This is a genomic window from Micromonospora sp. CA-248212, from assembly GCF_050948405.1.
GTDB lineage: Bacteria > Actinomycetota > Actinomycetes > Mycobacteriales > Micromonosporaceae > Micromonospora.
Genome location: NZ_CP192023.1, coordinates 1,067,880 through 1,080,106, shown reverse-complemented (window position 1 = coordinate 1,080,106; position 12,227 = coordinate 1,067,880). Strand labels below are relative to the sequence as shown.

The following is a 12,227-nucleotide window of genomic DNA, read 5'->3' as shown; positions in this document are numbered from 1 at the left end:
GACACCGTGACAGGAGAGCCGGCGGCGCACCCCCGTGCGGGCCCGCGACGAGCGCGATGATCCGCAACTAGCGGGCAGCCAGATCGGGATCGGCACCCGGATCGCCGGCCGCACGAAGTTGCTCCTCGAACATCACGAACGACCGCTGCCGGATCCCCCGGATGAGAGCCTGCTCGCGCGGCGTCAGGTGCCGCCCCTCGGCGGCTGCCAGATCCTCAATCGATCGCACCGTTTCGTACAGCGCGAAGATCGGCCCGTCGCCCTCCAGGTAGTAGGCCCGGAACGCCTCTACCTCCTGAACGAAGTCCGCCTCGGAACGGCGAAAGATGTCCCCGCCGACCGCAAGCATGATCTCGGTGAAGAGGCTGGGCTTGGCCTGCCATCCCCCCGTGTCGATGGCAACTCGCCAGACCCGGGCACCACCATCGGGTGTCTCCACGATCTTCACCGGTGCCTGGTGGTAGAGGTAGTAGGACGGGAGCACCAGACCCTCAGCCATTAGGCGCACACCGGAGCGCTTTTCGCATCGCTAGACACTTGCCGTCAGCGCGGCACATGCTCCAATCAGCGATCATCGGCGCCACCGACAAACATGGCACGGATCGAACTCTCGTCCGGCAACTCGCCGTTGCCCGTCACCGTGGGCGCAACCGCCTCAGCGGCAGCACGGCTTACGTTCCTGTAGCGGTCCGCGTTCCGGTAGTCGTCGAGAAAGCGCACCACGAGGTCGGGGTTATACGTCCACTCTCCAGCGCGGTGATCCCACAGAACGGCATCGCCGATGCCCGCATCCACGACAAAGAGACCCGACGGCTCATTGTGTTCGTCATTCCGGTAGATCACGTAGTAGCTCAACAAACCCCTGCTCCAACTCTCCGACAACCTGTGGCGTTACGGGGAAGTCCCGACGCGCCAGCCCCAACTCTCGCACTACGCCCGCGAAATCCTCTCCTTCGCGAGCCAGCCAAGCCAAGTACTCGTGCCACACTCCGCTGTTCCGACTCACCCACTTCGCGAACGTCGCGTCCTTGGGTGGGAAACGTAGATCGAGCTCCGCTGGCAGCGCCTCCGGCAGGCCTCTGGCCCGATTCGCAGCCAGCATTCTCAAGAGCGCCCCCACTCGTCGCTGTGGACTGTTCGAGGGGCGCCGGACAACCTCGTAATCCTCATGAGTCGCTAACCACACTTCTCGAGATGCGGGAGTGTGGAGCTGCAACTCGATCAACATCCCGTCCGTTGATCGGAGGGTGCAGTTAACTCCGTAGAAGCGGTTACCCTGCCGCCAGAAGTTCTTGCAGGCCGAGGGTGCGACCGAGTAGCCGGCGTCGACCAATCCCGCAAGAACCAAGTCAACGGCCTGGCTGTACTGCTGCCCCGATGGAAGCTCGAAGCAAAAGCGGAGGACGTCGTTGACGCTCGCCGCAAAATCGGTCACGTCCTTGCCGTCGATGCTTGCCTCGTCGAGATACTTCCGCATCAGCGAATCGAGCGGCTTGACGCGAGACTCGCGCTCCCGCAACTCGATCGGCGCGCTGAGGCCGAGTGTGTTGGTCACGCGTCGCGCGACCTGAACCAGGGAGCCCTCGGTTCGGTCCGCGTTTGCCAGCGCGCTCTCGTGCAACTCGGTCAGCGTAGCCAACTCCGCTGGTGTGAGCCGGGCGGTGACTGGGAGCGCTGGTTGCCTTGGTGTTGACGGAGTTCCGCCGCTCGCATCCGTCGAGCCGGGGCCGTCCAGCAACAGGTACATGCGGTTGACGTACGGGTCGCCGTGGCCGCCGTCGTCGTACCCGGGTGGGTGGGTCGGCAGGTCGGGGCGTTCACTGAACCGGCCCCGGGGCAGTCCGCCCAGCGGCATCGGCCGGCCGTCTCCGCCCAGGACGAGCGCGTCGATGCCGACCACGTCGGGATACAGCGGATGGTCGCGGACGAGGCCGGTCTGCGGGTCGACGTAGAGGACGGTGCCGTTCTGGTTGAGTGCCACCCAGGCGTGCGAGCCACCACCGGCCCACTCGGTGATCAGGAACGCGTAGCTGCCGTGGCCGCCCAGCAGCAGTTGGTCGTGCAGATTGGCATACCCCTGCCGGGCCTGCGCCGGGTCTGACGGCTGACCGGGGGTGAGTACGCGTTGGAAGCGGCCGCCGGTGGCGTCCTCCACCCGGCCGGGGCCACCGGCCTCACCACGGATCGGGCGTCGGATGTCGCCGTCGAGGTAGCCGTCGAAGGTACGCGGCGCGGACACCCGCGGTCGCCCGTGCACCCACGTCTCGAAAAGCGACAGGGTGCAGTCCAGGCAGTTGATGCCACGGGTGGCGTCGGCCTGGGGGCCGCCGTCGTTCAGGAGGCGGAACCAGCCGCCCCGGCGCGGATCGGCGGTGCGTCGGACGGTGCCGTCGCGTTCGCGCGGCATCTGTCGTTCGACGTCGACCTGGTGCAGCGCCAGTGGTGGCCGGAGCCCGCCCGGCTGCCCGTACGGGCGGGAGTCGTCGATCGGCGGGGGGACGTCGTCGCCGGTGAGCCGGGACGGGCCGCCGGTCTCCACCGCGCCGAGCGCCAGAGCGCCCACGTCGCTGTTGGCGTGCGCGAAGGCCCCGTCGGCCAGGTCGACGACCGGCGGCGCCGTGATGCCCGCCAGTACGTCGTTGGCCAGGTCACGCCAGTGGGCGTACGCGCGCGTCTCGTCGTTCGCCGCCCGCTGCCAGCCGTCGGCCCACTGCCGGTGGCCGGTCTGGTGCAACTGTCGGGCGTAGTTGGCGTACTCGACAGCCCGGCGGTCGTGCTCCGCCGCCCGCGCCCGCAGGCGGACGGCCTCGGCCTGCCTGCGGTTGTTCTCGAAGCCGATCCGCTGTGCCTCGAAGTGGCCCTGGTAGCGCCGCCGCTCGGCGGCCTCCGCCTCGGCGAGCCACTGGGCCGCGTACCAGTCGTCGACGTCGGCCGTGGACTCCATCGGATCGCCGAACGCCACCACGTCGACCGGCGCCGACGTGCGACCGGCGGTCCTCTGCCGGGGTACGCGGGGTGGCGCGATCGACTCCCGCGTCGCGGTCGACTCGGGTGCGGAGTGCCGGCCCGTCGGCGCGACCACCGTGCTCCCGTCTGCCGGGGTCAGGGCTGCGCCGTGCCGGCCGGCGACGTCGGGGGACGCGCCGGCCGTCGGCCCGGTGGACGTGAACGGGGACGCCAGCGGAGGCGCGATGGCCGGGGCGGGGACGGCGGAAGCGGTCGGCGTCGGAAGCCCGGCAGTGCTCGCCGCCGGGCCGACCGGAGGCACCGCCCCCACGGCCGGCACCGGCCCGGTCGTCGGGGTCACGGAAGTAGACGAGGACCCGACCGACGAAGGCAGCGGGCCCGACGACGGCCCGAGCGCCGTGGGCGGGGATGCTGCCGAAACCGGCGACGACACGGCCGCGGCGGACCCGGGCAGACCGGTCGACGAGGGTACGGGGCCGCTGACGCCCGGGGCGACGCCGGCCGGCTCGACCGCCGGGGCGACCGCCGGGGCGACGCCGACCCCTGGGCCGCCGGCCGGGTCGACGACACCGGCGACGGGCGCGGTGACCCCGGGAGCGGGGCGCAGCCGCGTGAGGTCCCGGCTCCGCGACGCCCGCGAGCCCGACATCACCCCCCACCGCCGGCCGGGCTGCACTCGCCCCGGGCCCGTCGGCTGGCAGCCCAGGCGCGCCGGCTGCTGCCGACACCGACGAATCGGCGACGTCCGCGCCATTCCCCGTCAGACCCGACGAAGAAGACACCGCCCCGGAGCCCGCCGGCCCGGAAGACACCGTCCCAGTGGCCGGCCCTGGCGAAACCGGCCCAGACGACACGGGCGTGGACGTCGCGAGTTCCGGTGGTGGGGGCGGGATCGGAAGCGACGGGCCGGCGAGGGACGCTCCGGCCAGAGCGTCGGCCTGTGCGCGAAGGCGTGCCTGCAGAGCGTGGTCGGTCTGCGCGGTCGTCGAGCCGGTGACGCCGGACGCGGCGGCGCGTACCACGTCGTCGACCGAGGCCATGCCCTGCCCGGTGGCGACGCTGGCGGCGCTCTCGGCCAGCATCTCGCCGGTCATCTCCCGACCGAGGTGCTCGCCGATACGTGCCGCGCGGCCGGTCACGTGGCGGCCCAGGGCGGCCAGCGGCGCGACCGCACCGCCGGCGAGCCCGCCGACCGCCGAAGCGCCCAGATCGGTCAGGTCGACGCCGTGTGCCCGGCCCGTCGAGTTCTGGTACGTCTGCGTGGCGAGGCTGATCCCGGACTCCTCGGCCGCCTCCTCCAACCCTTCCCGGGTGGCGCGCTTGGCGAGCCCACGTACGCCGCCCTTGGCGACCTCCTTGGCCGCGCGTTCGCCGGCCTCCTTGAGCCCGCGCCGCAGCGCCTTACTGGCCAGTTGCCCCATGAGGCGTTTGAAGATCTGCTGGATGAGTAGCCGGGTCGCGGTGACGGCCGCGCCGGCCGCCGGAGACGCCGCCCCGGCGGTGAGCAACGCCGCCACCGCCACCGAGATCAGTTCGACGACCAGGATCCCCAGCTCGATCCAGACTTCGATCTTGGCACCCTCGATGTCGCAGCCGCACTCCTCGACCAGGCGGCCGAGGTCGGCGGTGACCGCGAGCAGCACCGGCAGGGGTGCGTCGGCGCCCTCGGCGATGCCGCGCCAGGCCGCCTCGAACGCGGCGTCGACAGCTCCCACGCCGCCGTATCCGCCGCGTACCTCGGTGGCGGCCGCCGCGGCGTCGGCGTGCGGGCCGGCGAGGACGGAGGCGACCGCGTACCACTGGTCCGCGACGTCCCAGACGGCCCGTTCGTTGCCCTCCGGCCACTGCACACCGACGGCCCAGTCGAGGGCCTCGTAGATCCAGCCCGGTACGTCCCAGGGCGCGTAGTCGAGTGGGTGCGGGATCGGGCTGGGCAGCACGCTCATCGGGATCGCCCCGCCGTCAGCGCTGGTCGGCGGCGCGGTCGAGCCGGGCGGCGCTGCTCTGGTCGGTCTGCACGCTGGCGTCGACCGCGCTGACCACGTCGACGCCCAACTCGGTGAGCCGCTGACCGACGCCCGCCCAGGCGCGCAGCACGGTCTGCTCGATGCCGCGGTAGCTCCGCTCGAACGCCGCGCCGATGTCGTCGCGCCCCCACGGACGGGCGCCGCTGGCGGCCTCGATCTCGCCGCCCTCCGCCGCGCGACGGGCCGTCACCGCCTCGCCGGACAGGGCCAGGTCGGCGCCGCCACGCCGCGCACGGGACGCGTCCAGCCAGAGCTGCCCGTCGGTCATGCCGACCCCTCGCGGCGGCCGAGCACGGCGTCGGCGCGGCCGAGTAACGCGCCGAAGTCGCCGGTACGCAGGAAGTCCGCCGAGCCGGAGCCGGCCGGCATGGTCTCGGCGACCAGGGCCTGGGTGGCCTGGCTGGCGGCGGCCACGGCGGCCCGGATCGTCTCGGTGATCTTCCGGCTCAGCGCCTCGGCGTCCCGGGCCCGGTAGGCGGCCGGCGCCAGGACGACCTCGATGACCTGGCCCTGCGCGTCGACCGTCGCCGTGACGTGCCCATCGGCGCAGCGGCGGGTCACCCGCAGCTCGGCGAGCCGTGCCGTCAGAGTGTCCAAACCGGACCTGAGCTGCTGGTACTGGCCGTACACGTCGTCGAATCGGGCTCGTAGCTCGCGATTGGCGTCCCGGTCCGCGCGTTCGCTCACCGCCACTCCTCCCGTCACCGTCGGTATCCAGGACCATACCGGCCGCCATCGATCCGCGTAGTCCGGTAGTTTCGGTGTGTGATCGACCGTCAGCAGGCTGAGCAGCTCGCGTCCGCCTGGGCTCGGCGCGACTCACAGCGCCTCGGCCACGAGTGCACCCCGCTGGTCGACGAGTTCGACCTGGGCTTCGTCGTCACCTCGATCGTGTCGAGCGGAGTGCGGGCGATCCCCGGCGACCTGCCGACGACCGTCATCGACAAACGCACCGGAAAGGTCACCACCTGGCCCCGGGTGCCGAGCGCCGTCGTGGCGGACCTGTACCGGCGTAGTCAGCCCAGCGGGCCGACCGCGCCGCGCACGATCGACGCGTCGAGCCTGCTGATCCGGGAGATCCACCGGGGTCCGACGCCGAACACGGTGGCGCACCTGACCCTCGACGGTCGCATCTGGACGGCCCAGGGCACGAGAGGCCCCGCGACCCTGAACCACCATCCGCTCGTGCGCGCCTACCTGGACGAGAGGCAGCCGGGCGAGCTGGTACGCGGCGTCGAATGTCACGCCGAGCTGATCGTGGTCTCCGACGTGCTGCACGAGTACGACCACCGACGGGCCGCCGAGGGTATCGAGCCGATGGGTCGGGCCGAGGCGGCGGCCCTGCTGGACGCCGCCCGCTTCGAGATCTTCCGGATCCGTGAGCCGGGTGATCCGGCCGGCGGCGTCGCCGAGCTGCCCTGCGACTCGTGCATCACGTTCCTGGTGCGCGCCAACGTCCTGCCGGAGGCGGCGCGGGCCTACACCGAGACGTGGCGGGCACCGGCCGCGCCCGACCCCGACCCGGGGCGCTTTCCGCCCGAGGTGACGAACGCGCTGGTGGCGGCGGGATGGCGTCCGCACATCGGCGACCAGATCATGGCGGCGGCCGGGGTACGGGACGTCACCGCCGTGCCCGGGAGGACGCATCGACACGAGGCCTTCCCCGCCGCCGTGGAGGCGTTGACGGCGTTCCCGAGCCTGGTGGGCGCCCGGCGCGGCCCGGGCGAGCAGGTGTGGATCTCCCGCTTCGACATCCGTCCGCACCTGATCGCGCACACCGCCGACACGCTCGCCGACTTCGGCGCGGTCCTCGGCGTCCGGCTCTTTCCGATCGGCACCGAGCAGCAGGACAGCATCCTCGCCGTCGACGAGCGGGGCCGGGTCTTCGCCCTCGACCAGGCCGGCGACTGGTTCCTCGGCGATAGCGTCGACGCGGCGCTCACCACGTTGCTGCTCGGCCGCGCCCCCGCCCGGGTTCGCGACGACGGCACCTGGTCCTAGAGCGCCAGCCCGGTCAGCACCATCACACGCGGTTCGGTGTAGTCGTCCATCGCGCTGCGCAGCCCTTCCCGGCCGACGCCGCTGCCCTTCACCCCGCCGTACGGCATCTGGTCCGCCCGGTACGACGGCACGTCGCCGACGATCACGCCGCCCACCTCCAGGACTCGCGCGGCGGCGAAGGCCACGTCCAGCCGCCGGGTGAACACGCCCGCCTGCAACCCGTACGCCGAATCGTTGACCGCGGCGAACGCGGCCTGGTCGTCGGCGACCGGGGTGACCACCAGCACCGGCCCGAACACCTCCTCGGCGACGACCTTGGCGTCCGCCGGCACGCCGGTGAGGACCGTCGGGGGGTACGTAGCACCGTTGCGGACGCCGCCCACCTCGACCGTGGCGCCGGCCGCGACCGCCTCGGACACCCACGTCTCGACCCGGCGGGCCGCGTCCTCGGACACCATCGGTCCGACGTCGGTCAGCTCCGACGTGGGGTCGCCGGTGCGCAGCGCGCGTACCGCCGCCACCAGCCGGGGCAGGAAGCCGGCGTGCAGCGCGTGGTGCACGTACACCCGTTGCACGGCGATGCACGACTGGCCGGCCTGGTAGTTGGCGAACGTGGCGATGCGCTGCGCGGCGAAGTCCAGGTCCTCGTCGGCGGTCCAGTCCGCGCAGAGCACCGCCGCCGCGTTGCCGCCCAGTTCCAGCGTCACGTGCTTCTCCGGTATTTGCCGCCGGATCGCCGCGCCGACCGGCCCCGACCCGGTGAACGACACGACCGGCAGCCGGGGGTCGGCGACCAGTTCGGCGGCGCGGTCGTTGGGCAGCGGCAGCACCGAGAACATGCCGGCCGGGAGGTCCGTCTCGGCCAGCAGTTCGCCGAGCAGCAGCGCGGACAGCGGCGTCGCCGGGGCCGGCTTGACGATGATCGGCGCGCCGACCGCGATGGCCGGGGCGACCTTGTGCGCGACCAGGTTGAGCGGGAAGTTGAACGGCGCGATGCCGAGCACCGGCCCTCGGGGCGCCCGTCGGACCAGGGCGATCCGGCCGGTGGCGGCCGGATCGGTGTCGAGTCGTTGCAGCTCACCGGAGAAGCGCCGGGCCTCCTCGGCGGCCCACCGGAAGGTGGACACCGCCCGTCCGACCTCGGCGCGCGCCCACTTCACGGGCTTGCCGTTCTCGGCGGTGATGAGCGCCGCGACCTCGTCGGCACGCTCGGCGAGCCGCCGGGACACGTGGTCCAGGGCCGCCGCGCGGGCGTGCGCGGGCAGGGCCGCGGCCTGCGCGGACACCCCGGCCGCTGCCGCGACAGCGGCCTCGACCTGGTCACTGGTGGCAAAGGTGGTACGCCCCACCGCGCGACCGTCGTACGGGTGGTGGACGGTCAACTCGCCCGTGCCGGAGGCGGGACGGGAGGCGACGAAGAAGGGTGCGGGCTCCACGCCGTGCAGCGTAGACGAGTCAGCAGTCGACGGAAACAGTCGCCGCAGCCCTTGTCTGCTGCGGATTCAGTAGTGAAGATGGCAGGAAGATTGCGATAACCGCCGCAGACCTCACCCCCGGCCCCCTCGGAGTGATCCCGTCATGAGTGACCAGCAGCAGCTGCGCAACTTCGTCAACGGCTCCTACGTCGACCCGGCCGACGGCGGCTACGCCGACCTGGTCGACCCCTGCACCGGGGAGGTGTTCGCGCAGGCGCCGGTCTCCGGCCCCGCCGACGTCGACGCGGCGATGAACGCCGCCGCCACCGCCTTCGAGAGCTGGCGGGAGGTCACCCCCGCCGAGCGGCAGCGGGCACTGCTCAAGCTCGCCGACGCCGTGGAGGCACGGGCCGCCGAGCTGGTCGACGCCGAGGTACGCAACACCGGCAAGCCCCGCCAACTGACCGCCGAGGAGGAGTTGCCCCCGGCGGTGGACGAGTTCCGGTTCTTCGCCGGGGCCGCCCGGCTGTTGGAGGGGCGCTCGGCCGGGGAGTACCTGGCCGGGCACACCTCGTACGTGCGGCGCGAGCCGATCGGGGTCTGCGCCCAGGTGACCCCCTGGAACTACCCGCTGATGATGGCGATCTGGAAGATCGCCCCGGCGCTCGCCGCCGGCAACACGGTCGTGCTGAAGCCGTCGGACACCACTCCGGTGTCGACGCTGCTGCTCGCCGAGATCGCCGCCGAGTTCTTCCCGCCGGGGGTGTTCAACGTGGTCTGCGGCGACCGCGACACCGGTCGTACCCTCGTGTCGCATCCGACCCCACAGCTCGTGTCGATCACCGGCTCGACCCGCGCGGGCATGGAGGTGGCCGCCGCGGCGGCCCCGGACCTGAAGCGCACCCACCTGGAGCTGGGCGGCAAGGCCCCGGTGGTGATCTTCGACGACGCGGACGTGGCGGCGGCGGCCGAGGCCATCGCCGTCGGCGGCTACTTCAACGCCGGGCAGGACTGCACGGCGGCGACCCGGGTACTGGCCGGTCCCGGCGTCCACGACGACTTCGTGGCGGCGCTCACCGAGCAGGCCCGCGCCACGAAGACCGGCGCGCCGGACGACGCCGACGTGCTCTACGGCCCGCTGAACAACGCCAACCAGCTCGCCCGGGTCAGCGGTTTCGTCGACCGGTTGCCCGACCACGCGGCGATCCAGACCGGCGGCTCCCGGCAGGGCGAGCGCGGCTACTTCTACACGCCCACCGTCGTGTCCGGGCTGCGGCAGGCCGACGAGATCATCCAGGACGAGGTGTTCGGTCCGGTCATCACCGTGCAGCGCTTCTCCGACGAGGACGAGGCGGTGCGCTGGGCCAACGGCGTCGACTACGGCCTGTCGGCGTCGGTCTGGACCCGCGACCACGGCCGGGCGATGCGGATGACGCGACGGCTCGACTTCGGCTGCGTCTGGGTCAACACGCACATCCCGTTCGTCTCCGAGATGCCGCACGGCGGCTTCAAGCACTCCGGGCACGGCAAGGACCTGTCGGTCTACAGCCTGGAGGACTACACCCGGATCAAGCACGTCATGCACAACATCGAGGGCTGACCCTTGCCGTCCTCGGAAGAACTGCACAAGCGCCGCAGTGGTGCCGTCGCCCGTGGCGTGGGCAGCGTCATCAGCTCCTATGTGGACGCCGCGTCGGGCGGCACGCTCACCGACGTCGACGGACGGGAGTGGATCGACTTCGCCGCCGGCATCGCCGTCACCAGCGTCGGCAACTCCGCGCCGAGGGTGGTCGAGGCCGTCCGCGCCCAGGTCGAACGGTTCACCCACACCTGCTTCATGGTCGCGCCCTACGAGTCGTACGTGACGGTGTGTGAACAGCTCAACGCGTTGACGCCGGGCGCATTCGAGAAGCGCTCGGCGCTGTTCAACTCCGGTGCCGAGGCGGTGGAGAACGCCGTCAAGATCGCGCGGCACGCCACCGGACGACCGGCGGTGGTGGTGTTCGACCACGCGTACCACGGCCGGACCAACCTGACCATGGCGTTGACCGCGAAGAACATGCCGTACAAGCACCGGTTCGGGCCGTTCGCCGGGGAGATCTACCGGGTGCCGATGTCGTACCCGCTGCGCGACGGCGGGCTCACCGGCGCGGAGGCGGCGGCGCGGGCCATCGAGGTGGTCGAGAAGCAGGTGGGTGCCGAGAACGTCGCCGCGCTGCTCATCGAGCCGATCCAGGGTGAGGGCGGTTTCGTCGTACCCGCGCCGGGTTTCCTGCCGGCGCTGCGGGAGTGGGCGACGGCGGCCGGGGTGGTCTTCGTCGCCGACGAGATCCAGACCGGCTTCTGCCGGACCGGCGACTGGTTCGCCTGCCAGCACGAGGGCGTCGAACCCGACCTGGTCACCCTCGCCAAGGGCATCGCCGGCGGGCTGCCCCTCGCGGCGGTCACCGGTCGGGCGGAGCTGATGGACGCGGTGCACGTCGGCGGGCTCGGCGGCACGTACGGCGGCAACCCGATCGCCTGCGCCGCCGCGCTGGCCACCATCGAGACCATGCACGAACTGGACCTGGCCGGTGCGGCCCGCCGGATCGAATCCGTGCTGGCACCCCGCCTCCGGGCCATCGCCGAGCGGGATCCCCGGATCGCCGAGGTACGCGGCCGGGGCGCGATGCTCGCCGTCGAACTGGTCCAGCCCGGGTCGCTCGTCCCCGACCCGAGCGCCACGGCCGCCATCTCGGCGGCCTGCCACGCCGCCGGCCTGCTCACCCTGACCTGCGGCACGTACGGCAACGTGCTGCGCTTTCTACCGCCGCTGGTCATCTCCGACACGCAGCTCACCCGGGGCGCCGACATCCTCGACGCGGCGTTCGCCTGACGTGGGTGCAGGGGCCCGCGTCGGGCCCCTGCACCTTCCGTCAGCGCAGCACCTCGACCGTGTTGTTGCGCACGAGGTTCTTGCCCGGCTCGCGGATCTGGTCCATCGCGGCGGTGTTGAGCAGCACACAGCTCCCGGACGGGCCGGTCACCGTCACCGTGGTCGCCCGGTTGTTGTCCAGATTCGTCACCCGCAGCCGCGTGCCGACGGGGAACTTCCCGCTGGTCGCCGCCGGCGCGGCGTTCTCGGCGAAGAAGGTGATCGCGCCGGAGCAGGCCGAGCCGGGCACCGGGCGCGGCGCGGCGGGCGAGGCGGCACCGGGGCGTACGCCACCGGGGGCGGGCTGGGCTGCCACGCCGTCCAGCCGCTCCACCACGTTGCGGCGGATCACGTTCTTGCCCGGCTCCCGCACCAACTCCATGGCGGCGGCGTTGAGCAGCACACAACTCCCCGACGGGCCGGTCACCGTCACCGTGGCCGCGCGGTTGTTGTCCAGATTGGTCACCCGCAGCCGCGTACCCACCGGGAACCGGTCGCTGGTCGCCGCCGGCGCACCGGCCTCCGCGGAGAACGTCACCGAGCCGGAGCAGACGGACGACCGTGCCGGGGCGGTGTCGGCGAACCCGAACCCGGTCCCCACCGCCACCCCTGCGGCGGCAACCACCGCCACGGTAGCCGCCAGCACATGCTTCCGCTGCACCCTCATCGCCGAAACTCCCGCCCTAGCCAATGTCCGTCAGCCCCTGATACGGAAACCACCCCCCAACCGTTCACCCGCGCCCCCCGCGCCTCACCCCAGACCCCGTCGATCATGGAGTCATGGTGGGCGTTACACGCTGGTTTGCACTTCTTCAGGAGCACCACAACTTCATGATCGACGGGGCCTGGGGTCTGGGGTCTGGGGCCTGGGGCCTGGGGTCAGGGGCCTGGGGGGCGGGGACG

11 protein-coding genes are annotated in these 12,227 nt (G+C 72.2%); 4 read left to right on the top strand and 7 right to left on the bottom strand.

Annotated features, from left to right (window positions below; all coding sequences use genetic code 11):
* Positions 1-67: 67 nt before the first annotated feature.
* The 3 genes from ACQP03_RS05075 to ACQP03_RS05065 form a co-directional block, all read right to left on the bottom strand.
* Complete coding sequence (locus tag ACQP03_RS05075) at positions 68-448, bottom strand: hypothetical protein (protein WP_357394357.1); 381 nt, start codon at positions 446-448, stop codon at positions 68-70.
* A 116-nt stretch (positions 449-564) separates the two neighbouring features.
* Positions 565-855, bottom strand: a complete 291-nt coding sequence (locus tag ACQP03_RS05070) for a hypothetical protein (RefSeq protein WP_357394360.1) — start codon at positions 853-855, stop codon at positions 565-567.
* Entirely contained in the window at positions 827-3,307 is a 2,481-nt protein-coding gene (locus tag ACQP03_RS05065) for a toxin glutamine deamidase domain-containing protein (RefSeq protein WP_433460389.1), read from the bottom strand. The genes ACQP03_RS05070 and ACQP03_RS05065 overlap by 29 nt, the downstream gene beginning before the upstream one ends.
* Positions 3,308-3,932: 625 nt before the next feature.
* On the opposite strand from ACQP03_RS05065, the gene ACQP03_RS05060 reads away from it, so the two are divergent.
* A complete protein-coding gene (locus ACQP03_RS05060; protein ID WP_433460387.1) occupies positions 3,933-4,418 on the top strand; it encodes a hypothetical protein in 486 nt (161 codons plus the stop codon).
* A 511-nt stretch (positions 4,419-4,929) separates the two neighbouring features.
* On the opposite strand, the gene ACQP03_RS05055 is transcribed toward ACQP03_RS05060, so the two are convergent.
* Together ACQP03_RS05055 and ACQP03_RS05050 are read right to left on the bottom strand one after the other, a co-directional pair.
* A complete protein-coding gene (locus tag ACQP03_RS05055; RefSeq protein WP_357129907.1) occupies positions 4,930-5,262 on the bottom strand; it encodes a hypothetical protein in 333 nt (110 codons plus the stop codon).
* The gene (locus ACQP03_RS05050) at positions 5,259-5,681 is read right to left on the bottom strand and encodes a YbaB/EbfC family nucleoid-associated protein (RefSeq protein ID WP_357174850.1); all 423 of its coding nucleotides are present in this window, start codon (positions 5,679-5,681) and stop codon (positions 5,259-5,261) included. Before ACQP03_RS05050 ends, ACQP03_RS05055 begins: the two co-directional genes overlap by 4 nt.
* A 78-nt stretch (positions 5,682-5,759) precedes the next feature.
* On the opposite strand from ACQP03_RS05050, the gene ACQP03_RS05045 reads away from it, so the two are divergent.
* On the top strand, positions 5,760-6,995 hold the full coding sequence (locus tag ACQP03_RS05045; RefSeq protein WP_357394364.1) for an SUKH-3 domain-containing protein: 1,236 nt from the start codon (positions 5,760-5,762) through the stop codon (positions 6,993-6,995).
* Here the strand turns inward: ACQP03_RS05045 and ACQP03_RS05040 are convergent.
* Positions 6,992-8,431 (bottom strand): aldehyde dehydrogenase family protein, encoded by a 1,440-nt coding sequence (locus tag ACQP03_RS05040; protein ID WP_357129916.1) that lies wholly within the window; start codon positions 8,429-8,431, stop codon positions 6,992-6,994. The genes ACQP03_RS05045 and ACQP03_RS05040 overlap by 4 nt on opposite strands.
* A 142-nt stretch (positions 8,432-8,573) precedes the next feature.
* Here ACQP03_RS05040 and ACQP03_RS05035 point away from each other — a divergent pair, with 142 nt between their 5' ends.
* Together ACQP03_RS05035 and gabT are read left to right on the top strand one after the other, a co-directional pair.
* A complete protein-coding gene (locus ACQP03_RS05035) occupies positions 8,574-10,010 on the top strand; it encodes a gamma-aminobutyraldehyde dehydrogenase (protein WP_433460384.1) in 1,437 nt (478 codons plus the stop codon).
* 3 nt (positions 10,011-10,013) lie between these two features.
* Positions 10,014-11,285 (top strand): 4-aminobutyrate--2-oxoglutarate transaminase, encoded by a 1,272-nt coding sequence (gene gabT / locus ACQP03_RS05030; protein WP_363660147.1) that lies wholly within the window; start codon positions 10,014-10,016, stop codon positions 11,283-11,285.
* A 40-nt stretch (positions 11,286-11,325) separates the two neighbouring features.
* Here gabT and ACQP03_RS05025 read toward each other — a convergent pair whose 3' ends face one another.
* Positions 11,326-11,991: a hypothetical protein gene (locus ACQP03_RS05025; RefSeq protein WP_357129925.1), complete on the bottom strand. Its 666-nt coding sequence runs from the start codon at positions 11,989-11,991 to the stop codon at positions 11,326-11,328.
* Positions 11,992-12,227 lie beyond the last annotated feature (236 nt).

Coding starts and splice junctions, on each gene's coding strand:
- ACQP03_RS05055 (WP_357129907.1), bottom strand. CDS start 5,262: ATGACCGACGGGCAGCTCTGGCTGGACGCGTCCCGTGCGCGGCGTGGC.
- ACQP03_RS05035 (WP_433460384.1), top strand. CDS start 8,574: ATGAGTGACCAGCAGCAGCTGCGCAACTTCGTCAACGGCTCCTACGTC.
- ACQP03_RS05025 (WP_357129925.1), bottom strand. CDS start 11,991: ATGAGGGTGCAGCGGAAGCATGTGCTGGCGGCTACCGTGGCGGTGGTT.